Here is a 22218-nt window from a genome sequence, read left to right as displayed (position 1 = left end):
CGCCGGTACAGCGATCCGCGCCGCGTCGTCGCCGCCGTGATGAACGAGCTCGCCGCCTCTTCCAAAATCGTCTCCCTCGTTAGTTTTGCATGTCCCTGAATTCATCCCGACCGATCGCCTCGCCCTACGCTTCCGTCGTTGTTGACGCCGGTCAGCGATCACCGACGGCTGGCCGATCCGCCTGGGAACCACTGCGTCAACCGATGTTCCGTTTGTTCTGGATCGCATCTTTGGCGTCCAACCTGGGGACATGGATCCACGAGGTCGGTGCCGGATGGTTGATGACCACGCTGGACGCGACACCGGAAATGGTTGCCGCCGTTCGAACATCAATGGCATTGCCGATTGTTTTCCTGGCCATCCCCGCAGGCGTGCTGGCCGACCGAATCGACAAGCGTCATCTGCTGATCGGAACGCAGTCGATCCTGTTGTTCGTCACCGCGATGCTCGCGGTCAGTACCGCCACCGGAGTCATCACGGCTTGGGGGCTACTCGCGATGACGTTCATCATCGGTTTGGGCATGGTCGTTCACGTTCCCACTTGGCAATCCGCCATCCCGGAATTGGTTCCGCGATGGCAAATCAGTCGAGCGGTTGGCTTGGGCAGCATCAGCTTCAATTTGGCCCGCGCCGTCGGTCCAGCCATCGGAGGTGTTCTGATCGCCTTGTTGGGAATCTGGAGCACCTTCGCCATCAATGCGATCTCCTTCGCGGGTGTTCTTACTGTATTGATTCGTTGGCAACGCGATACGACCGAAACCAGCCGCGGCCGATCCTTCTTTTCCTCGATGAGACAAGGCATCCGCTACGTCGCGTTGAAACGAACGATGCGGCACGTGATGCTGGGAGTGGTCTTGTTCGTTCTGCCCGGCAGTGCCTTGTGGTCATTGATGCCGTTGTACGCCAAGACCGCGTTGGGCTGGGGTGCCCAGGGATTCGGCATTTTGGTCGCGATGATCGGAGTCGGTGCCGTCGTCGGCGCATCGATGCTGCCTCGCGTTCGTTCGCGTTTGGGTTCCGATCGAACGATCGCCGCAGCGATGACGCTTTACGCGATTGGTATGTTGACGCTGAGTTCCGAGCCCGCCTGGCCAATCTTGCTCGCCGCGACGCTATTGATGGGTTGCGGATGGATGGCGACGCTGACGACACTCAACGCCACCGCACAAATCACGTTGCCCAGCCGACTGCGAGCTCGCGGCATGGGTTGTTACCTGACGATGATGGCCGGATCCATGTCGCTGGGATCTTTCGTCTGGGGCCAAACCGCTGGCGCCATTGGAATGTCCGGAGCAATGCTCGTCTCAGGGATTGCCATGATCGTGACCGCCATGATCAGCCTGCTCTTCCCCCTCGCCGCAACACTCGACGACGCCTAACGCCGAAGCCGTAGGCCATGTTTCACATGGCATTGGGTGAAATGCCTCGACCACCGACCCTCGCGAACGAACGCCGGTTGGTGTGAACGCCTCGCTTCTTGCGAAGCATCGGCGTGGTCGCCAGGTACAACCTGGCCTACATCATTCCTCCAACCGATCCGCTCACGGATCGGTTCAGCTCACAATCGACCAAACGCGAATCACTCGGGCGGTTGTGGATACGTCTTCTTCGCCCAGGCTGCCGCCCCCAACACTCCGGCGTCGTCGCCGAGTTTGGCGGGTTTGACTTCGAAGCGATCTTTGTAGACCGGCATCACGTTTTCGCGTGCCGTTTTGCGAACGGTGCCCACGATCAAATCTTCCATCGCTTCGACCAAACCGCCGCCCAAGATGATTGTGTCAGGGCACAACAAGTTCACGATGTTGGCCACGCCATAACCGACCGTGACGCTGGCAGATTCCACCAATGCCTTGATCGCCTTGTCACCGTTCTTGATCGAATCCGCCAGCGCTCCACTGCGTATTTCCGCCAAATCCGTGCCGGCGTCCTCAAGCAACGCGGGGGCCTCGCCCCGGTACGCGGCTTTCGCGGCTTCCGATGCGATCGTCAGTCGACTGGCTTCCGCTTCCAGGGTTCCCGACATGCTGCTACCGCTCGCACGCGTTCCGCTGCTGATTCGCGTATGACCGATCTCCATGCAAGAGATCCCGTCGCCGTGCAAGATTTGACCTTCGTAAACGCAGCCACCACCGATGCCGGTTCCGGGGAAAACCCCCACTGCGCATCGACTGCCCTTAGCCGCACCGAACAAAAACTCGCCGTACACGCCCGCATCAACATCGTTCAGAACGGTGGCTGGACAATCGAACTTCTTTTCCAAGAACGATTGAATATCCACATCGTCCCAACCCAGGTTCGGAGTCATCAAGATCCGCCCCTTCTTCAAATCGATCGGCCCCGGACATCCAATTCCGATGCCAGCGATGCGGTCGACATCCAGCTCGTTTTCATCAAGCAAACGCTGGATCGTCGATCCGATCCGAGCAATCCCACTGTCAGAGCCTTCGCGTCCGCGAGTCTTGCGACGGCGACGACCGAGTTCTTTGAATTCATGATCGTAAGCGACAGCGAGCATTTTGGTGCCGCCGAGATCAAAACCGATCCAGATGTCTTTCAAGGGAATTTCCGTGGGTTGATTGAGTGAAGCGACAGGCGGTAGAGCGTCGCCGAATTCCCGATACCGCGAAGCATCATCGATCGGCGACCGACCTCATCTCCCCTGCGTTACTTTTTCGACTGCAGTTTCAAAATGTCTTGGGCGACCGCTTCCAGCTGCGTTTGCAAACCTGCCAACGACTCGCGTTCCTTTTGCACGATATCGGCCGGAGCCCGGCTGACAAAGCTTTCGTTGGAAAGTTTGTTCTGTTTGCCGGTGATTTGGCCGGTCAGCTGCCCTTGCAGCTTTTCAAGGCGAGCCAGCTCGGCTTCAACATCGATGAATTTTTCCAGGTCGACGTGAACGTCAACGTCCACATCGGGCAACGCCAAGTGGGCATCGGTTTCAAATGCCGTCGTGTCCGGACCAAGCGACTGAACTTCCGCACCGGCCAACGCCTCGAAATACGCCGTCATCGGTTGCAGCAACTCTTGTGAAGACGCACTGCAACGAATCGCGGCGGGCACGGTTTCCTTCGGAGCGATGTTCTGGCTCGCACGGATCTGACGAATCGCGGCCACGATCTGTTGGAACTCGCTGAACTGACGTTCGATTTTCGAATCATGATGCGACTCGTCGGCCACCGGGAAGCTCGCCGTCATCACAAAGGGGCCGACTTCGGCCGGTTCCGGCACACCACGTTTCGGTGCGATCTGCCCCAGGTGGTTCCACACCGATTCGGTCACAAACGGCATGATCGGATGCAACAACCGCAGCAGTTGATCCAAACCATGGGCGATCACGTTTTGAGCGATCTGGCGCTGCGAATCATCCGACAGCCGAGGTTTGGCGATCTCAACGTAGAAACTGCAGAACTCGTCCCATGCAAAATCGTACAGCACGCGAGCGGCTTCGCCGAACTGATAACGTTCAATCGCATCACCAACGGTTTGAGTCACCGTCGACAAACGTGAAAGCAACCAACGGTCTTCGATTGGCAGCGAAGCCACATCGAGCGACGTTGGTTCGAAACCGTCCAGGTTCATCATCACAAACCGTGATGCGTTCCAAAGTTTGTTGACAAAGTTGCGAGCCGTCTCGAATCGCTCGCTCACCACGGCGGCCTTCGGCAGCGATTTGTCGGCCTCGGTTTCCGCCCACTGAGTTGAAAACGGTTTGCCGCATGCGGGGCAATCCATCGACGGCAACGCGCGGTTCTTCTTCGTTTGATCAATCAGCTTTTCGCACGAAGGACACTCGTACTGAACCGGCATCCGTACGTCTTGCGTTTCGGTGGCCAAACGTGCCAACCCAAATCGCAACGCGTCCGGCCCGAACTTGTCGATCACGTCGATCGGGTCCACGCCGTTGCCTTTGGACTTGCTCATCGTTTCACCAAGACCATCCAAAATCTTGGGGTGAATGAACACTTCGCTGAACGGGACTTCGCCGACGTTGTTCAAACCCATCAACACCATCCGAGCGACCCACAACGTCAGAATGTCGCGGGAAGTTATCAGCGTCGCAGTCGGATAGAACTTGGCCAGTTCCGGTGTTTGGGCAGGCCAACCGAGTGTGCTGTGCGGCCACAACGCGGAACTGAACCAGGTATCCAGCACGTCCGGATCCTGCTGCAATCCCAACGCTTCCACGTCAGCTTCCACCGTTTCGTCTTCACTGCGAATGCAAACGAAGACAGCCTTGGTGGGCTCGCCCGCCGCGTCCACTCCGTCGGAATCAATCCGCTGTGCGATTTGATCGGGATGCCGTTCGGCCAGTTTTTCAAGCTCACTCGACAACTCGTTCGCTTCTTGCTGCGATAGCCCACCGACCGACCAAATCGGAATTCGGTGGCCCCACCACAATTGCCGGCTGACCGGCCAATCGCGTTTCTCACTTAGCCAATCCAAATAACCCTTGCGATAACGAGCCGGGAAAATCTGCACGCGTTCATCGCTGACCGCATCCATGGCCGACTGAGCCAACTCATCCATCGCCACGAACCACTGATCGGCCAAGTAAGGCTCGATGGGAGTCTTGCTGCGATCGCTGTGAGGCAACTCGATTTCGCGATCTTCGATGTCGCCCATCAACCCCAGCTCTTCGAGTGCCGCGACGACGGCTTTGCGAGCTTTTGGAATCGTCAATCCAGCGAACTGGCCGCCTTCGCCGTTCAGCGTTCCATCCGAGTTCAGGATGTTGATCATCGGCAGGTCTTGCCGGATCCCCACTTCGTAATCGTTTGGATCGTGTGCCGGCGTGATCTTCACGCAGCCGCTTCCCATCTCAGGCTTGGCCCACTCATCCGCCACCAAATCAATTTCGCGATCAACCAGCGGCAACATCAGCTTGCGACCATCCGCCGCCATGTCTCGCAGCTGGATCAACTCCGGCAATCGCTCTTCACGCCGCTTCTGCAACGCTTCGATTTGCTTGTTCAAGTCAACGGCTTCTTTTTCATTCGCGTCACTCAGCTTTTCGCGAAGGCCGGCTTCTACCGCATCGAGCGCAGCGGCTGGATCCGGGTGCACCGCCACCGCGGTATCGCCCAACATCGTTTCGGGACGCGTCGTCGCGATCGTCACGAACTCAGGTTCGCCCGGCTTCGGATCGATCACTGGATAACGGAAGTGGTAGAAGTGCCCTTTCTTGGTCTCGTTGAACACCTCGTCGTCACTGACCGCGGTCTGCAAAAACGTGTCCCAGTTCACCAACCGCTTGCCGCGATAAATCCGACGTTTGCCGAACAAATCAAAGAACGTCGCGCGAACGGCGGCGGCACAAATGGGATCGAGCGTGAATCGCAATCGTTCCCAATCACAACTGGTGCCCATCCGTTTGAGCTGGCCGATAATGCGTTCTTCGTATTGGTCTTTCCACTGCCAAATCCGATCCACCAACGCCTCGCGGCCCAGGTCGTGCCGCGTCTTGTCTTCCTGTTCCTTCAGTCGTCGTTCCACCACCGCTTGCGTTGCGATCCCGGCGTGGTCAGTTCCCGGCATCCAAAGCGTTTCAAACCCCTGCATGCGTTTGCGACGAACCACAATGTCTTGCAACGTGTTGTTCAGCCCATGCCCCAGGTGCAACGCACCGGTCACGTTCGGCGGCGGGATCACGACCGAAAACGGTGGCTTGCTGGATTCCGGATCAGCGTGTGAACACTTGGCATCGGTCCACGCCTGAGCAATCTTGTCGGCTTCTTCGGCGTGTTCGAATCGAGTTGGAATTTCGGACATGAAAACAAACGTCAACGGAGGTGATTTGAATTGGCGGCGAACATCCTGGTCACGCCGCTGGAATCATGACTGTCTAATGACTTGGTCGGTTCGGCGAATCAAGCTTCGCTTCGGTGCAGTTTGTACTCAACGCTATCAACCAAGGCTTGCCAACTGGCTTCGATGATGTTGTCACTGACACCGATCGTTCCCCATGTCTCTTTGCCATCGGTGCTTTCGATGTTGACCCGAATGGACGCGGCCGTTCCGCTACCGGAATCGACCACGCGAACTTTGTAGTCAATCAGTGAGATTTCGCTGAGCACGGGATAGGCACCCGCCAAAGCCTTCCGCAATCCCGCGTCGAGCGCGTTGACCGGACCGTGACCTTCGGCGGCGTCAAACCACAATGTGTCACCGACCTGCAGCTTGATGATCGCCTCGGCGAAAGCAACCTGGCTCTTCACGTCACGATCGCCCGCGACGACCCGGTACTTGATCGTTTCAAAGTGCGGTCGAAACTTGCCCGACACACGTCGAATCAACAAGTCGAACGATGCTGTGGCGGACTCGAACTGGTAACCCTGATTCTCGAGCCGCACGACCTCCGCCAAAATCTTGTTCTGCAATTCTTTGTCGTCGCCGACGTCGTACTTACCCGCGATCGCTTCAATGTTGCTGCGGCCGGACAACTCGCTGACCAAAATACGTCGTTCGTTGCCAACCAAGGTCGGATCGATGTGCTCGTAAGTGCTGGCCGCTTTGTTAATCGCGTGAACGTGCATGCCACCTTTGTGAGCAAACGCACTCTGACCAACAAACGGCTGATTGTTTCGCCACTGCAAGTTGGCGGTCTCATAAACGAACCGCGACAACTCGGTCAGTTGCTGCAAAGGTCGCCCGCCGAGAACCGTCGTGTTCTCTTTCTTGAGTGCCAGGTTCGCGATCACCGCGATCAGATCCACGTTGCCGCATCGTTCACCGATCCCATTGATCGTCCCTTGAACCTGAGTCGCACCAACGTCGACGGCGGCCAATGAGTTCGCAACGGCGAGTTCACAATCGTTGTGACAGTGAATCCCAATGCCAACGTCGTACGACGCCATCGCTTCTTTCGCGATTCGGGTCACCTCCGCCACACGTTCAGGCAGCGTGCCGCCATTGGTATCGCAAAGAGCCAACCATTTGGCACCCGACGCTGCCGCGGCTTGCAGCGTCTTGATCGCGTACTCAGGATTCGCGTTGTACCCATCGAAGAAGTGTTCGGCGTCGTAAATCAGCTCGCTGTGTCCGGCCAAGAACTCAGCGGACTCACCGATCATGGCGAGGTTTTCATCCAGCGTCGCTCGCAAAACTTCCGTGACGTGAAAATCCCACGTCTTGCCGACCAAGGTGCAGCAAGGCGTCTTGGCCGCAACCAAAGCCTTCATCCCCGGATCGTCCTCCGCCTTCATCGAACGTCGCCGAGTCATGCCGAAAGCACAGACCTTGGATTTGCCCAAATCGTGTTTGCGAATTTGTTCAAAGAACGCAACGTCTTTCTCGTTGCTCAGCGGGTAGCCGCCTTCGATGAACTCGATGCCAATCTCAGCCAACCGAATCGCAATGTTGAGTTTGTCTTGCAGCGAAAAACTAACGCCTTCGCCCTGCGAGCCATCTCGCAAGGTCGTGTCGTAGATCAAGACCGGTTGGGCCGACGAAGTGGCACTCATGTAGCTGATTCAGGTGGGGGATGAAATCAAGGAACGTGGGGAATTCAATGAGGCGAAAGCTGACGCTTGAGAAGTCACAGAGGCGAATCTCGGCTAACGCGTCTCCGTTGAATTTTCAATCACACGAGGTGACTGGTAAGGATTCGCGGGAGTGGATGTCGTGGTGGAGACAGGATCGGACTCCGTCGTGGCAGAAACCGATGCATCGGGAACGGCCAACGCCTGGTCGTCGTCGGGCTGCGGTGCCGATTCATCGCTCGCCTGATCCAGGTTCAACTGTTGGCTCAGTCGTTCTCGCCTTTTGCGAACCCAAACCATTGCCATCAATGCAAAGATCAAACACACAATTGTCATCGCGACAACCAAACGGAACGACAACGGATTGATGATCTCACCGGACGCCCGATCGATCATCAAAACAACGAACCGAATCGCACCGCACGCAAATCCGAGCAACCCGAGCGTCAACGCGACGATGGTCGCACTCATTCGGCGATGCGGGTTCAACCCCACCACACCCAGGAACAACAGCGGAATGCCAAACATCATCGGAACAAACTGCGTGTAGCTCTTGGCCGTCGTCACGCTGAGCGCCGCCACCGTCAGTCCACACAGGACCAGTCCGAAGAAAATTCCGATTCTGGCCATGGTTGTTTTAGGTGCCCGTCGCGATTGGACAAACGTGTTCCGCCGAAGAAACCTGAGGTCGGTTTCCAGGGCCTTGTTGTATCGTTTTGAACCCAATTTCTGTAGGGCCAGTGTTTTCGCAGCCCGGGCCAACCAGAAAGAAACTCGCGAACAGTCGCAAATGCCCGGTTTTGCCGGTCAATCGGCTTGAAAAAGCTCGCGATCGCGAAAAAACACCGATGTGATCCACCAAATCACGGGCTGGCACAGCAACGATCCGGCCGCCGCCGCAAGTGCGATCAACAGCCAATCCTTGTCCGTCGCCACCGCCACCACGCCCCCCACGATCGCCGCCGCAATCAACGAAGGCAGCAGGGCCAGCATCAACACGAACATATAGAGCATCGTCCGGCCGCCCTGCAGCACATCGGGAGTCCCGGTGGGCATCGCTCTCAGCACCGTCGCCGCAGTCACCAAATTGATCGCCGATCCATACGCGATGTCCAAACTCACCCCGGCGACGAAAATCCCGAATCCCTCGGCCAAGCCACGCGTTGTGAGGAACGCGGCGATCACCGCAAAGGCGATCCGGATGGAAACCAACACCACCACGTGCCCCGCCAACATGCCGACAACGATCGCGATCGGGCGACACGGCAACATCCGAAACCAAGTCAATGACTTCGGCGTCATCGCCAATCCAATCGGCTGGCTCATCGTCAGCAGGAAACCCAAATAGCTCGATGCCGCCATCGCGATCGGCATCGAGTATTCGCGAAAGTTGGCATGGATCGATCCCGGGCGAAAGAACTGAAAAATCATCAGCCCCAAACCGCTTGCCACCGCGACGCCCCACAATCCAACCAACAAAGTTCCATTGCGTCGAATGGCAAAGGTGACTTGGTGCCACGCCACCGGTCCAATCCCGCCCCACCAAGGAAAATCAAACAGCTTCCACGCGGAACGATGCTCCTTCTTTTTGATCCGGCCAAATTGGCCCGAACGCATTCGCTGAATCCGAACCTGTTTTCGCGAGACTCCCTCGACGGCTAGCTCCGCGAATCCGACGTTGAGCGAATAACACAACGCAAAGGCGATCACCAAAATCGCGACGCACAGACTCAGCCAACCCAGCATCGAAAGCCCGATCGGTGATTGCATCAAGTTCGCAAACGGCACGAACGGCAGCGTCATGATCGATCCGATCGGCGACGCCTGACACGACAGCAACCACGTTTGCCACGAAAACCCGTTGTCGGACATTCCAAGAGGCAACGATGAGATCAACAACAACGCGACCGCTCCCAACAAAGCCGACGCGATCAACGTTCGCACCCAAGACGCCAACAAGGGTTTGCTAAACGCGTGCAATGTCGTCAATGCCGTGACCGTCATTCCACCGGTGTAGATCGCCAACACCGCGGACAGATAACTTCCTGCACTGGGCAGTGCAAAGATCGCCATCAAACTGCTGCTGACCACCCACGTCAGAGCCAGCGTCATCAGGCGATACGAAAGAATTTGATGGTTGGTGAATGGCCCCGCCAAAACAAACTGCAACTCCGGCGGACGAAGCTCAGTGATCTGTTGTCCGATGTCAAAGTAGATCGCCATGGCAACGATCACCAGCATCATCAACGGGATCGTGGACGTCACCGTCGAGTACATCTGGATTTGGTCCAGCGATCCGGTGTAGGTCGCCACAATCATCGGCATCAATCCCATGCCGACCGTTCCCAGCACCAACAACCCGACAAAGGCCCCCGAGGGACTCTTTAAATGCCGGAACAGTTGCCGAAATGCGGTCTTCAGAAGCACCCCGGTCAATCGCGTCAACGCGGGATCGATGATCGAAGGCCGCCCGCTCATCCAGCGGACTCCTCTTCCGAGGTCGACTCTTCTGACGTCGGATCATCCGACGTCAAACGGAAAAAGACTTCCTCCAGCGAGTGTGAGTCGCCACCAAATTCTTCGCGAGCCTGTTCCAGCGGCCCATGAAACAACACCTCGCCGCGACGCATCAGCACCAAGTGATCGCAGATGTCATCGACCAACGACAACAAGTGTGAACTGACTAAGACCGTCGCGCCCCGGTCGGCTTGTTCACGAACCGTCTGTTTGAAACGGCGAATGCTCGGCGGGTCCAATCCCGTCATCGGTTCGTCCAGCAACAGCACGCTGGGTTGACGCAGATAAGCACAAACGATCGCAACCTTCTGCCTCATTCCGCGAGACAAACCCGAAGCGATCGTTTCGCGTTTCTCGGTCAACTCGAACTGGCGGCAAAGCTCTTCGGCCAGCGGTTCCCACTGGGTCAATCGATACGCCGAAGCAATGAATCGAAAATGATCATCAACCGTCATCGAATCAAACAGCGGCGGGTCGTCCGGCACGTAAGCGGTCCGTCGCTTCACCGCCAATGGGTCGTCGTTCAAAGACGCACCCGCCACGTTCAGATCACCGGCCGTCGGCGACAGGATGCCGCACAATGTTCGAATCGTCGTTGTTTTGCCAGCTCCGTTGGGCCCCACCAATGCCGCGACTCGCCCAGCGGGAACATCAAATGAAATGGAATCCACCGCAGTGAAATCGTCGTAGCACTTCGTGAACTGGCTGACTTCGATCATACCGGCGACGACTCAGCAACCAAGTTTTGATCGACCTCGTTGCTGACAATGACTCCGTAATTGATCGCTCCCAACCAACCACTCATGATGATGCCGACGCTCCCCGCGTGATACATGCCCTTGATTTGCTGCGGCAACGCTCGACTGACGCCGAGACCTTCGAACTTCGTCCCAAAGCTTGCGCCCATTTCATGTTGAGTGTAATGATTGAACGTCTTGGGCGTCGCCGCTTCGGCACGATCGATCTTGTCCCGCACTCCGGGAATGTACTTCTCGAGCGCGTCGATGGTCGTTTCGACCAAGTCCGCCTTGCTGGCTTGGTACTCCTCTTCGCTCAAATTCGCCCAGTCCGACCAATTCGCGTTGGTGCTGCTGACGATCGCGAATCGCTCTTTCTTTTTGTGTGGCCGTGTTCGAGGGTAATAAAAACTGAAGGTTCGCGAAGTGATGTCACGGCTGAGCAACAGATCCGTTCGGAATTCCTTCGCCGTGCTGGTGAAGAACAAATCCCCGCTGGACTCATCGATCTCTTCGCCGGGTTTCAATGCCATGTACACCTGCGTGCTGCTGTTGTTCAGTCGCACCGCCTCGGTCTCTTCCACGAACTTCTTATCGAGTTTCTCCGGGCCCAGCATCTTCAGCACGGTCGTTCGCAAATTCGCATTGCTGACCACCGCCCGGCACTTGATCGACCGACCACGCACCTTCACGCCTGATACCCGAGTGCCTTGGATTGGTGAATCGGCAACTTCAATTTCATCGACGGGACAATTGATGCGAATGTCGACGCCGTTGGATTCCAATTCCTTCTTCATCCGGGCGACCAAATCATCGGTGCCACCTTCATAGATGAAGACGCCTTTGCTCATGAAGTTGCTGAACACAATCCCGTACGTGATCGCGGGATCTTCCAAGGTCGATCCGTTGGCATACGTTATCGGCTCCATCAGCAACCGCACCACGTCGTCGCGACCGGGAAAGAAACGATCGAACAATTGACGCGTTGTCGTCGCCTGATCGTCGTAGAAATTCATTCCTCGAGCGGTGTCGAAAAACTCGTTGACCGTTCCGTGTTCGATGCCGAACTTGGTGGTCAACAACTTGGTGAAGTCCTCTCGATTGAACGTGGTCGTCAACGAGAACTGCGGGTTGTCGAATCGAATGTTCTTCAGCTGAACGATCCGGTCGGCAATGTCGCGACTCCAGTATCGTCGGCACGATTTGATCATGCCGTGCGGGAACCCGTGCAGAGAGACGTCAAACGTGTGCCCGCCTGGACGCAAGAACCACGTTGCCAAACCGCCGAGTTTGTAGTGCTGTTCGAGCAGCAACACTCGGTGCCCAGCGCGGCCCAGAATGTTGGCCGAGGTCATGCCAGCCAATCCGCTTCCGATCACGACCACGTCGTACTCGTCGGCGGCTCCCTTCAAAAAATCCTTTGCCATGGCTGGGGTCTTTGGTCTCGCGAAAAGCTTGGGGGTGTCGAAAAAGATTTGTGTCGCAGCAATCAACGTGCGATGGGCTGCAGTTCGGCGTAGACGCCGATTTGGTCTGTGTTGACGGGTTTGTCACCGGACAGCAACAGTGATTCGTCGCCGACCAACCATCGATCGTCCAGTATCCGCAAGGGGCGGCCCGACGGCAATGTGACCATGGAACCCGCCACGCCGGTCGAAATGACATCGTGCGACGCTCGGAAGATCGCCGTGTGAGCCTCGGGCAAAGTGGTGCCCATCCGCCGCACTCCGCCGGAATCTCGCACCAGTGTAGAGATTTTCCAACGTTCGTCGCGGGGATCTTCCGCAATCCGAACGGTGACCAGCGATTCACCGGGCCGAACCGCGATCATCGAGTACCAATCGGGCTGCGTTTTCCCCTTCGGCAGCCAGGTGCTGTAGGCCAACCGATAGTCGAATGGCGTGCCTTCGGGAACGCGAATACGAAAAACGTAATTCAGCGGAATCTCGGAAGGAGCCCGAATGGCCGCGACGGAATCGTCCTCGGTGGGAGACAAATACCCCGATTCGGATCGCAGTGCCGCCAAAGCCGACTCCGCCTTTCGCAACCGCAGAATTGACATCACATTCCCCAGCACCAAAGCGATCATCGTGATCGCAAGCAACAACTGCCCGAGAGAAAATCGCCCGCGACGGCTTGGCAACGGACGCGAGTCGGAATTCTCATTCATCAGCGTTGGTGATCGCAGCGGGTTGGAGGGCGAAGAACTGACCGTCAGACCGGTTCCAACAGAGTAGTGTTTCGCAAACCCGCCATCAGCCACTTCCGAACTGAGTGCCATTCAAAACTGGATCATTCCCAGGCGATCGTCGCAGGAGATAAAGCAAGCCGATCATCAAGACGAGCCCGTACCCCAGCATCGCAATTGCAAATCCGGTTTCTCGCGAAATGGCGTTCCTAAAATGACGCACGTTGTCATCGTTCATAGCAACACCTGAAGAACGTCTGAAACCGCGATCGCCGGAGAGCGGCGGCAGCAACAGGGGCATGCGACCGATCAAAGATTCATTCAAAACCCACACGCTTTGCGGTTCAGGCTATCCGCCTTCAGATAGTGGAAGGATCGCTTCAAGACCGGAAGCATCAATGTCGTTGAACCCGCCTGAGAGAGACACGAGTGTATCGTTCGCGTTTGTGTCCAGAATCGTGTGATTGACTGTCCCCGTTTGTTGAACAACGACAATTGTTTTCCCAGGTATTTCAACATATTTGGTGCCGTCAACCATAACGGCAGCGTCATCACTGCTGGACTCCGTGACAAATCCTACGTTGGGCGAATCAAGGGCTTTCGCGATGATCAACCATGGGGTGCTGTCTTCTCGAAGGACCATTGTTGCATAGTAGCCGGCCTCAGTCCGATCGCCTCGTGTGCGATCGATGCAGCCAGTGATGTACGAGAACTGTGTAGCTTGTGCTCGCGGTTGATATCTGGACGAGATGTCTTCTCTACAGCCGATTGACGTCAAAATCGCCGCGGCAACGAGGATTCGGGCTGACCGCATCGATCGTGATATCAACGCGCGTCTTCTTTCAGTTGGAAAACGGACAGAATCACCTGGTCGCGATGGGAGATTGCCCATGATCAAAACACCTGATTTCGCAACTCGGATGAAGTTCTTGAGTATCACGCGCATGGGGCTGGTTGGATGGCCTAGATGAAAAGCAGCTCACGCAATCGTTCTACGGAAACGTCTCGAATGGTTTCGACATGGCCATCCACAAATACGGAGACCATTCTACCATGATCGACGAAGTCGCTCGACACTTCATCAACGTCGGGGTCTACAGGTTGCATCCAATTCGTATTCAATTTGTTTGCCCATACGGCGGCGATTGTGAATCACGTGCCTGATGTGATTTCGGTCCATCTGCGGCGGTGCGATGTCGGCCAAATCGTTTTGGAGCCGACAACTGCTACGACTTGCGTTCGTGGTGGATCGCAATCAGCCGAAAAGTAAACTGACGGTTGATGGTCCCAGACTTTCTTATTTGCGTCGGAATTCCACGGTTGATCAAAATCGATCATGTTGAAGACGCCATCTTCGTCAAGAAACGGAAGAATGAGGGACCGCCAGCTATGAAGCAGCTTGCCTGACGCATCGACGTTTGCATGTGGTGGAAAGCAACCGTGGTTGTGGTGGTAATCAAGAATCGCAAGTCCAACTTTGCGAAGGTTCGCCATCTCTCGTCGGGTGCTGTCATCGGCGTCCGGCTCATGAAGTCGAAGCGGAGATTCGTGTTCGTCGAAATGGCGAATCGAATCGCAATGAGAGCAGTACGATTCCTCGGACGCGTAGAAACAACCACATTCCTTTTCGCATTGCCAGAGAGTTAGGTGTGTTGTTGATCCGTTTGCGATGGAACAGATTTCGTCGGCGCGAAGGATGAAATCCCAAGTGTGGCTATCGGTACGGAAGTAACGAAAACCATATTGCCGGTTGGCGATATCAATGAGCCCACCGTAGACACATTCACACTGCAGGAGGTCGTCAGATTCGATGGAGGTTGCCGCCTCGTCGCCATCGTCAATTCGTTGATGCACATCCCGCATGAACTCGGCAAAAACTTCCGGCAACTCGACGCTGACGCTGTGTTTCGGCTGTCGCATTCGAAAGCTCCATCCCAATAGCATTTGGCATCACCGAGGCACCGCGGTTGACGCTCCATTTTAAAAACACGTTGTCGACAGCTTCGTTCTCATGCCTTTGTCATACCGCTGTCGGATGCACCAAACCCCATCAAATGCCGGATCCGTTCAGCATTCTGCCGCGACGTCAGTCGTTCGACCAGACGCAAGATGACTTCAATCGCGGTCGCCGGGGTAGTGGACGTGATCTTGTTGTCATCCGTCACGATCGCGGCAACAACAGCGTCAACTCGCGTCCTCCGCTGCACCCTGTGGCCTGTCGCATTTGCATGGAACAAATCGATGACTAACGAAGACTTGGTTCAAGTCCGCTGTAGGATGAATTCTCATCACGCAATGCAAAAGACCGGGCGAATGGGTCCTCCACGGAGCGACGCACCAAGAGCATTTCAGGCGATTCAATCTTGCTCTCAGAAAAACTAATCTCGCTCATGCTTTTCACAAGTTTCCGGGTGACCGAGAAAGGAAAAGTTGGCCCGGGTGCGAGCGTCAGTGACTCACCATGAAGCTTCATCACCAAGAAGGAATCCGTATGGAACGTGAGATTTACCTTCGATGCTGGTCGTAACCGTATCTCGTCATCGCCGATTTTGGGGAGCGTTTCAACAATCGCGTCGACGAGCTTGAATTTGGCACCACTCGTGATTTGGACAACATACGGCGATTGATCAGCGTGTGCGTCGGGTCGCTGAACAACGGTGACCCAAGTCGCGTCGTCCTTCGATGCGGTTTCATCCGCGGCAACATTGACGCAAAGAATGGTAGCCAAGCAGACGCACAAAACGGAGACGGTTCGAGCGGTCATGAGATTCCCCAGTGGTTGATAAGAGTAGACGCTACCATTCCAAGAACATTGACGATCACCTCGAAGATCATCCATCATCGAAACACCCAATTCGGCGACTCGGATGCGTGGATGTCGATGAGGCAATTAGATGCTCGAAAGAGCGGATCTCTGAGATCATTGCAAGACGACCGATCGACTTTGCTCGATGGACAAGACGCGATCGAAATGGCCCCAAACACATCTCAAAAACCCTTCGTTTTGTTGTACCCGCTAATCGACCGGCAAGCAAAACAATTCACCATTTCTCTAAAGTGACGAAGAAAGGATATTCATCACCGACGGCATGTCTCGCCCCAGCCGGAACGGTGTGCCAAGTTCCTCATCAAACTCAATGAGAAGGCAACCGCGAAAGATATCCGACTGACAGTGCTTCACCGATTGAGTGAAGGCATCGCGACACGCTCATGATGGGCCCCGATGAAGGAACGTATCGAGGTGCAAACGAAAAGACTGTTGTCGCGAACAAACTTACGGATCGAGGCGAGTGTGATTTCGCGAATGAAGATGGTGTCGCAAGCGGAATAATCTTGGTCAGGGAACACCACGCATCAGCGGGCGTCGGCAACAAACAATCCACCTGAACACGCCCTGACACCGCCGCTCGGTTGACTGCAAAGGTCAACCGCTGTTTTGGACAAAGTAGCCAACAGGTCCAACGCCGACCGCCTCGAATGTCCGACCAGTGGGATCGTCTGGGTCTTGACTCGCGTCTGGCACAACAGGTCGCCAGAGGCTCAGTTGCAGCTTCGGAAAGATATATGTGTAGCCGGGTTCGGGGCCATTCGGGTCGAACGATGCCAATTTTTTGACATGGGCAACAGCGGAATCGGCATCCAGTTCGTGAAGGCATTCGCCGTCTAGCAACGCACGGAAGTTCTCCGATCCTGCGAGTTCAATGAATGCAACCTTTCCATCCGCATTGAAATCGATTGCGAGATCTTCAAGGTACCATTCACGTTCCTCGTCTCCGTCACCATCGTGTGGGCCAATCAATTCACGGACGTCGTCGCGTGTCATTCCGAACCGAATTGGTCCAACTCCAAGCGTCGGTCGTATGTCGAACGTTTGCATCGTAATTTTCCAGTCTGGAAACGACTGCCGTAAACGGGTGGAGACAAAAGATTTTTCATTTCAAAGCCGCGCGACTTCGACGCTCCGGCTCACGGCACGATTATCCGCCGGATGCAAGTTGCGACTCGATAAATTCCGCAATTGAATCCCTCCCGATCTCTCGCGCGTAGTCAGGATACGTAAATCCGTCATCGGCAACAGCATCAAGTGTTGCGTCATTTTTAATCAAGAGTGAAAGCATTTCGACGTCTTCCATAATGATTGCAGACATTATCGGAGTTTGCCAGTTCGCATTGTCATCATGATCCAGATCGGCCCCGAATTCGATGAGCAGTCTCGCCATGTCATGGTTTTTGCGAAGTATCGCCTCATGGATACAAGTGCACGGCGATCGCATCAAAATTCGGAAGAAGTATTCGATTGCCGGTTGTCTTGGTGAAGACCTGTTGCGAAGGATTGCGTGAACTCGTTTGAATCATGCCCTGCTATGGAGACGGCAATGCTTTCGCAAATTGATGTGTTTCATGACTGCTTTGATCAAGTCGAAGACCCTCGCGTTCCCGGACGAACCACGCATCCGTTGAACTCCATTTTGTTCCTAGTGGTTGCTGCGACGATCGCCGATGCCGACGGTCCCGAAGAGATCGAGTGCTTTGGAAATGAACGACTCGATTGGCTCAGTCGCTTTGCAGATTTCCCTCACGGCATCCCCTCGCACGACACCATCGGTCGAGTCCTGTCACTGATCAAACCAGAGCAGTTTCAGCAAGCATTGCTAGACTGGCACACACAACTTTGTCAGCAATATCGCGACGCCGAAGACAAGCTTGATCGTGATGAAGAGCAGTCTCTGCCCATTCATGTTGCGATTGATGGCAAGACCGCACGCGGCTCTTACACCAACGCTGAGAAATCAAACGCGATTCACTTTGTATCCGCTTGGGCTTCCAAACATGGAGTCACTCTTGGCCAAACCGAAGTGGATTCAAAAACCAACGAAATCACAGCGATTGATGAGCTTTTGGACTTCATTGATGTCCGCGGCACCATCATTACGCTCGATGCAATCGGCGCCCAGAAGTCGATTGCCGAGAAGATTCATCGCAATGGCGGCGACTACATTTTCGCGATCAAAGACAACCATCCCAAGTTGGCCAATGCCATCCGTGAATACTTCGAATTGGTTCACGAAGAAGGGCTGAAAGCCAATGGAGTGAAGTCGAAGAAGACGGTGGGAAAAAGGAGTGGCCGACAGGAAGAACGATTCTACGCTGTTTGCCCGATACCACCTGAGATGAAAGCCATGACAGATCTTTGGGCAGGTGCGACGAGCATCGGCCAAGCCATCACGCAAACGGAGCGAAATGGAGAGTGCCATGTCGAGGTTCGTTACTTCCTGCTCAGTCGACCTGCCCGGGTAGGAGAGTTCGCCATCAGCGTCCGGAGTCACTGGAGCGTGGAGTCCATGCACTGGGTATTGGATGTCGTGTTCCACGACGATGCCAGCCGCATTCGGACAAAGAACGCGACGGCGAATTTCACATTCATCCGTCGTTATGTGACGACGCTTCTCAAGCAGGACACTACCAAGCGAAGTCTCAAGCAGAAGCGAAAAAAAGCGGGCTGGAACACCGACTTCCTCGAGAAACTCATGTTCTCAGCATGATTTTGATGCGATCGCCGTGGATACAAGTGCAACCAGACACCAAGAAGCGTCGATTTGGGTCCGCGCCCTCTCTTAGAAGTCTTCTCATCGCCGTGAGGTCTCCCGCTTGAGCAGCCCAGAGCAGCTCCGTCGACATCGCGAGTTGAGATCGAGCCATTGTTAGTTTCGTTCAGTCGGGTAAAGAATCGACATAAGTCCGAGGCTCGATGGGTGGGAGCCATTTGTAAAAATGAATGTCGACTCGGAAGAGAAAGTAACTCAACCGCCGGAGCCACGCGAAGTCAAACCCCCGGTTCAGCCCCATTCTTCTTCCGTGTTCCCAGCGGAGACCAGAAGGAAGACAAATCGACAATTGAGATTCCAGGAAACCGAGCCTTCAGGCGTTCGATCGCATCCGAATCCGGATTGCCGCCTATGATTTCTAGCGACTTTAGGTTCGAGAGTTTGTGAAGGTGATCAAGTGCACTCGAGTCACAGAGGTTACAGTCGAGCCGAACAGAAGTGATGCTAGCAAAGCAATACGACTGAATGACTTGCGGCAGGAACCTCAACGGTTTGGGCGTTACGTTTCTGCGCCAAGCGGAACCCGCAACATTCTCTGGGAAGCGACCGTAAATGAGAATGTGGTAACCGCCAGAATGCTTCGGTGCCGTGGAAGCCTCGGCGATCGCTATGACAACAGCATTGTCTGATTCGATTTCATGAATAACGATGTCTTCTTGCGTTACTCGACGATGCAGCGAAACGGGAACAGCAAAAATGATCGCGAAAACCCCAACGATTGCCAACGAGCGTCGAGTAGTCAATTTTATTCTATTCGCTCGGGCAACGATCACGTGGCGGCCGTGAACGACACACCATTTCAATAAACTCAACTCGACAACTCTTGTGCATCGTCCGGTTCGCCGCAATCCTGCACGTTCCAATTCGAGCTGCCACGTGCAGCCAAGCGGCGTTCCATTTCTGGATCCCATTTTCCCGGCAAGTCGAGTAGTTCCAACTCGTAAACGAGCAAGGCGTCGGCCGGAAGGTCAGGGTATCTCTTGCGTTCATCATAGGTCAAGTTAGGTGGCACAATGACCGTCCGACGTCCGCCAATCCGCATGCCAAGCAAGCCGTATTCGATCCCAGCATGGCAGTCCCGTCCGCCAACACGTATTTGGTAAGGAGTGTCCGCATCCGAGGCAAACAGCATGTCACCCTTGCGCCGTGAACAAACACAATTGCAGGTGGCGAGGTCACCTGGCACGCACGGCCGCCCTGAACCAATTTCATGATCGAGAATTTTGAGACTGCGTGGCGGTTTCATCGTTCAGCCGGGAAACGCTAGCATTAACCTGGTCGCGGTGAGAAAGCTTTTCATTGCAAAAACGCGTGACAAGCCACTCCGGCTCACTGCATTGTTATCCGTTCTCATCATGTCACTTAGTCAACGGAAATACGCGACAAGCCATTTTTGGCGAGGATAGCCATAGCTTCCGATCGCGTGACCGGTGTGTCCACCAGCTGGACACGCTGAACTCCGCGAATCAGTCGCAAATCGGGAAGGGTATCCCGAAATCCATTTGCGTCGAATTGACTGCCAGTGAAAACGATCAGTTCGAGGTCATCAACTGCGGCTCGACCAAGAAACATGGCGAGAAGGTTCTCGTGCCACGAATCAAAAGGCTCCGTTGAGCCTAGATACGGAGTACTGATTCCGTCGCAGGTCCGGATATAGAGCGGGTTCGCCCCGTTGTTCTGGAGATTAGCGAGAGCAGCATTGCTCCGTAATTGCGAGCAGAGCGGCACTAACGCAACCGCGAGAACGCCCGCAAAAACCAGTAAGGTTCGCAGTGAGAATCGAATGCAATTCATGTGAGTCCTTTCTGATTGAATCGGCGAACTTGTTTCTCAGCAGTTAACGCGGCTGGAATAAGTTTTCATGGGTGTCTTTGTCGGCTTGGTAGTGAAAACGAGTCGAGCGTCTTGACTCCGCGGGGACTTGCTCTCAGTGGGCCGGCCCCCATTCGGAGTCGTCTAGTTTGCGAGGTCCGTGGGGGCGATGCAAGCAAATTTCCGTGAAGCTGCTGGGGAGGAACCAAGGCGTTCACCAAAGGTCCGTGTCGACCAGGAGCACCATCTCACGAAGCACAAAGCACGAGGTGGACGCATGCTCCCGGTGCCTCATGGCCTTTGACCAGGCGATTGATGGAGATCCGGCGATTCAGTCGCCGACGGAGGGACTCCGTCGGTTACGGCGCTGGTGAGCTCTATGCCTGCAAGGCTTTCTTCAACTCGTTGAGCTGCTTTCGCTCGTCGCGTTTTTTGTAGAAGGGGTCCAACGGATAGCAACCGCTGATGATTCCGTTTCGTGGTGCGGTCGTGCAATCGCTGAATGTGCGGCAAACCTTCTTGCGTTGCCACACGGTGCCGGCGGTCACATCCGCGGGCAAATCGGGATACGACAACACCATGCGTCCCAAACCAATCGAGTCGGCCATCTCGGCCTTCACAACCGCTTGTGCGACGTTGGGCAAGTAATCTTGCAGATACGTGTAACCCGAGCCAATGAAGATCATCTCGGGATGTTGCTTTTTCATTTCGGCGACGGCCTCGATCTGTCGAGCGACACCTGCCAACGGATCCTCCGGCGGTGTGTATCCGTCGCTCGGCGGAAAATAAGCAGGACGTTGAATGTGAGGGTTCGTGTAAGGGCTACCCGCCGTGGTGCAGATCATCCGAATGCCGATCTCATGCATCAACTCAACTAATTTTGACGTCTCGGTCATGTCGATCGTCAATCCGTCTTCGCCTCCACCAAATACCTTGTTGGGTTCGCCGCCGGGCTCAGGCTCACCGACGCGGTCGGGGCCGGGATGATACGGCAAGAAATCGAACAAGCTCAAACGCACGCCGATCTTCAGATCGTTTGTGGCCGCTTCGATTCCTGAAACGATATCACGCAAGAAACGCGTTCGGTTTTCAAAGCTGCCGCCGAACTTGCCCGTCCGTTCTCGCCCTGCCAGCAACTCATGTCCCAAGTAGCCATGGCAGTGTTTGACATCGACGAAACGGTACCCGGCCTTTTCCGCTCGGACGGCGGCCGCGATGAAGTCATCGATTAACGTTGACAATTCATCATCACTGAAGATCGCTGAGTCGTCCGTGATTTTGACCCGTCGATCCAAGACCACGTTTCGCTGAACCGTCCGGGGTTCGGTCAATGATTTGATGTTCGGTCGAGAGAACCGGCCCGAGTGAGTCAGTTGCAAGCCGACTAACAAGTCATCACTGCGGCTGAAATGCGACTCGTGCTCGTCGACCAATTCTTGCCGCAAGGACGCGATCGCAGAGAGATTCTTTTCCGTCAGCAGCAATTGATTCGGATTGGCCCGTCCATCGTGCCGGACCGCGACCGCTTCACCGCCCCAGATCAACTTGGCTCCGCTCAGCCCAAAGTTACGCCAGCGACGGCGTGTCAGATCCGTGGGCAACCCATCGGTGGTTCCGTCCCAACCTTCCATCGGCAAGATGCTCCACCGATTCCCAACGGTTTGCCCGTGGACCTCGAATGACTGAGCCAATGGCGAGGCGTCGCCCGATTCGACTTCGGCATCGGATGGCATGTCGATTTGGCTGTCTCGCAAATGCGAGACAAAGTCATCGTGGGTCTTCAACGACGCGACGCGTGGATAGGCCATGGCAATGAATCAATCTGGGGAAAAGGATGATGGAGAAAGTGTCGGCCGTCCGTGCGTTCGCTTCGATAG

At 55.3% G+C, this 22218-nt stretch carries 18 protein-coding genes; 3 read left to right on the top strand and 15 right to left on the bottom strand.

The features are described 5' to 3' along the window. Positions 1-89: 89 nt before the first annotated feature. Positions 90-1379 carry an MFS transporter gene (locus RB_RS02610; protein ID WP_007332790.1) on the top strand — a complete coding sequence of 430 codons (1290 nt, stop codon included), beginning with the start codon at positions 90-92 and terminating at the stop codon, positions 1377-1379. Positions 1380-1579: 200 nt separating this feature from the next. Here RB_RS02610 and RB_RS02605 read toward each other — a convergent pair whose 3' ends face one another. The 9 genes from RB_RS02605 to RB_RS02565 form a co-directional block, all read right to left on the bottom strand. Continuing rightward, positions 1580-2557 carry an ROK family protein gene (locus RB_RS02605; protein ID WP_007329644.1) on the bottom strand — a complete coding sequence of 326 codons (978 nt, stop codon included), beginning with the start codon at positions 2555-2557 and terminating at the stop codon, positions 1580-1582. Between the two features lie 107 nt (positions 2558-2664). Further along, positions 2665-5772, bottom strand: coding sequence for a valine--tRNA ligase (locus tag RB_RS02600; RefSeq protein ID WP_193427762.1), 3108 nt, complete (start codon positions 5770-5772; stop codon positions 2665-2667). Positions 5773-5870: 98 nt separating this feature from the next. Next, positions 5871-7463 carry a citramalate synthase gene (gene cimA / locus RB_RS02595; protein WP_007332450.1) on the bottom strand — a complete coding sequence of 531 codons (1593 nt, stop codon included), beginning with the start codon at positions 7461-7463 and terminating at the stop codon, positions 5871-5873. Positions 7464-7556: 93 nt separating this feature from the next. Next, positions 7557-8111 carry a hypothetical protein gene (locus RB_RS02590; protein WP_007329647.1) on the bottom strand — a complete coding sequence of 185 codons (555 nt, stop codon included), beginning with the start codon at positions 8109-8111 and terminating at the stop codon, positions 7557-7559. A 177-nt stretch (positions 8112-8288) separates the two neighbouring features. Beyond that, on the bottom strand, positions 8289-9959 hold the full coding sequence (locus tag RB_RS02585) for a putative ABC exporter domain-containing protein (RefSeq protein ID WP_011118317.1): 1671 nt from the start codon (positions 9957-9959) through the stop codon (positions 8289-8291). Further along, on the bottom strand, positions 9956-10717 hold the full coding sequence (locus RB_RS02580; protein ID WP_011118316.1) for an ABC transporter ATP-binding protein: 762 nt from the start codon (positions 10715-10717) through the stop codon (positions 9956-9958). Before RB_RS02580 ends, RB_RS02585 begins: the two co-directional genes overlap by 4 nt. Continuing rightward, positions 10714-12162, bottom strand: coding sequence for a phytoene desaturase family protein (locus RB_RS02575; protein ID WP_164921402.1), 1449 nt, complete (start codon positions 12160-12162; stop codon positions 10714-10716). The genes RB_RS02580 and RB_RS02575 overlap by 4 nt, the downstream gene beginning before the upstream one ends. Before the next feature lie 62 nt (positions 12163-12224). Continuing rightward, entirely contained in the window at positions 12225-13016 is a 792-nt protein-coding gene (locus RB_RS02570) for a hypothetical protein (protein WP_011118314.1), read from the bottom strand. Between the two features lie 1059 nt (positions 13017-14075). Beyond that, positions 14076-14843, bottom strand: coding sequence for a DUF1559 family PulG-like putative transporter (locus RB_RS02565; RefSeq protein WP_231846145.1), 768 nt, complete (start codon positions 14841-14843; stop codon positions 14076-14078). 134 nt (positions 14844-14977) lie between these two features. Between RB_RS02565 and RB_RS02560 the strand changes: the two genes are divergently transcribed. Continuing rightward, positions 14978-15172 carry a hypothetical protein gene (locus tag RB_RS02560; RefSeq protein ID WP_164921401.1) on the top strand — a complete coding sequence of 65 codons (195 nt, stop codon included), beginning with the start codon at positions 14978-14980 and terminating at the stop codon, positions 15170-15172. Here the strand turns inward: RB_RS02560 and RB_RS02555 are convergent. From RB_RS02555 to RB_RS02545, 3 genes are all read right to left on the bottom strand, one after another. After that, positions 15169-15687 (bottom strand): hypothetical protein, encoded by a 519-nt coding sequence (locus tag RB_RS02555; protein WP_011118308.1) that lies wholly within the window; start codon positions 15685-15687, stop codon positions 15169-15171. The two genes, RB_RS02560 and RB_RS02555, sit on opposite strands and share 4 nt — an antisense overlap. Before the next feature lie 660 nt (positions 15688-16347). Then, entirely contained in the window at positions 16348-16746 is a 399-nt protein-coding gene (locus RB_RS02550; protein WP_164921400.1) for a hypothetical protein, read from the bottom strand. A 154-nt stretch (positions 16747-16900) separates the two neighbouring features. Next, positions 16901-17197, bottom strand: a complete 297-nt coding sequence (locus tag RB_RS02545) for an ankyrin repeat domain-containing protein (RefSeq protein ID WP_231846144.1) — start codon at positions 17195-17197, stop codon at positions 16901-16903. 90 nt (positions 17198-17287) lie between these two features. On the opposite strand from RB_RS02545, the gene RB_RS02540 reads away from it, so the two are divergent. Continuing rightward, on the top strand, positions 17288-18466 hold the full coding sequence (locus RB_RS02540) for an ISAs1-like element ISRba7 family transposase (RefSeq protein WP_164922672.1): 1179 nt from the start codon (positions 17288-17290) through the stop codon (positions 18464-18466). Here RB_RS02540 and RB_RS28475 read toward each other — a convergent pair. From RB_RS28475 to RB_RS02530, 3 genes are all read right to left on the bottom strand, one after another. Continuing rightward, a complete protein-coding gene (locus tag RB_RS28475; protein WP_390175340.1) occupies positions 18450-18602 on the bottom strand; it encodes a hypothetical protein in 153 nt (50 codons plus the stop codon). The two genes, RB_RS02540 and RB_RS28475, sit on opposite strands and share 17 nt — an antisense overlap. 735 nt (positions 18603-19337) lie before the next feature. Next, on the bottom strand, positions 19338-19775 hold the full coding sequence (locus tag RB_RS02535) for an FKBP-type peptidyl-prolyl cis-trans isomerase (RefSeq protein WP_011118300.1): 438 nt from the start codon (positions 19773-19775) through the stop codon (positions 19338-19340). Positions 19776-20718: 943 nt separating this feature from the next. Next, positions 20719-22149 (bottom strand): NADH:flavin oxidoreductase, encoded by a 1431-nt coding sequence (locus tag RB_RS02530; RefSeq protein WP_011118296.1) that lies wholly within the window; start codon positions 22147-22149, stop codon positions 20719-20721. Between the last annotated feature and the right edge of the window lie 69 nt (positions 22150-22218).

The organism is Rhodopirellula baltica SH 1, from assembly GCF_000196115.1.
GTDB lineage: Bacteria > Planctomycetota > Planctomycetia > Pirellulales > Pirellulaceae > Rhodopirellula > Rhodopirellula baltica.
Note: the sequence above shows the minus strand (reverse complement) of the source record. Positions and strands in the feature narration are given on the sequence as shown.

Excerpts from the sequence above, each read along its gene's own strand:
- RB_RS02600 (WP_193427762.1), bottom strand. The coding sequence starts at position 5,772 with ATGTCCGAAATTCCAACTCGATTCGAACACGCCGAAGAAGCCGACAAG.
- RB_RS28475 (WP_390175340.1), bottom strand. The coding sequence starts at position 18,602 with ATGTCGACGGAGCTGCTCTGGGCTGCTCAAGCGGGAGACCTCACGGCG.
- RB_RS02580 (WP_011118316.1), bottom strand. The coding sequence starts at position 10,717 with ATGATCGAAGTCAGCCAGTTCACGAAGTGCTACGACGATTTCACTGCG.
- RB_RS02550 (WP_164921400.1), bottom strand. The coding sequence starts at position 16,746 with ATGACACGCGACGACGTCCGTGAATTGATTGGCCCACACGATGGTGAC.
- RB_RS02555 (WP_011118308.1), bottom strand. The coding sequence starts at position 15,687 with ATGACCGCTCGAACCGTCTCCGTTTTGTGCGTCTGCTTGGCTACCATT.
- RB_RS02560 (WP_164921401.1), top strand. The coding sequence starts at position 14,978 with ATGCCGGATCCGTTCAGCATTCTGCCGCGACGTCAGTCGTTCGACCAG.
- RB_RS02575 (WP_164921402.1), bottom strand. The coding sequence starts at position 12,162 with ATGGCAAAGGATTTTTTGAAGGGAGCCGCCGACGAGTACGACGTGGTC.
- RB_RS02565 (WP_231846145.1), bottom strand. The coding sequence starts at position 14,843 with ATGCGACAGCCGAAACACAGCGTCAGCGTCGAGTTGCCGGAAGTTTTT.
- RB_RS02590 (WP_007329647.1), bottom strand. The coding sequence starts at position 8,111 with ATGGCCAGAATCGGAATTTTCTTCGGACTGGTCCTGTGTGGACTGACG.
- RB_RS02535 (WP_011118300.1), bottom strand. The coding sequence starts at position 19,775 with ATGAAACCGCCACGCAGTCTCAAAATTCTCGATCATGAAATTGGTTCA.
- RB_RS02570 (WP_011118314.1), bottom strand. The coding sequence starts at position 13,016 with ATGGCACTCAGTTCGGAAGTGGCTGATGGCGGGTTTGCGAAACACTAC.
- RB_RS02530 (WP_011118296.1), bottom strand. The coding sequence starts at position 22,149 with ATGGCCTATCCACGCGTCGCGTCGTTGAAGACCCACGATGACTTTGTC.
- RB_RS02540 (WP_164922672.1), top strand. The coding sequence starts at position 17,288 with ATGGAGACGGCAATGCTTTCGCAAATTGATGTGTTTCATGACTGCTTT.
- RB_RS02610 (WP_007332790.1), top strand. The coding sequence starts at position 90 with ATGTCCCTGAATTCATCCCGACCGATCGCCTCGCCCTACGCTTCCGTC.
- RB_RS02545 (WP_231846144.1), bottom strand. The coding sequence starts at position 17,197 with ATGCGATCGCCGTGCACTTGTATCCATGAGGCGATACTTCGCAAAAAC.
- RB_RS02585 (WP_011118317.1), bottom strand. The coding sequence starts at position 9,959 with ATGAGCGGGCGGCCTTCGATCATCGATCCCGCGTTGACGCGATTGACC.
- cimA (WP_007332450.1), bottom strand. The coding sequence starts at position 7,463 with ATGAGTGCCACTTCGTCGGCCCAACCGGTCTTGATCTACGACACGACC.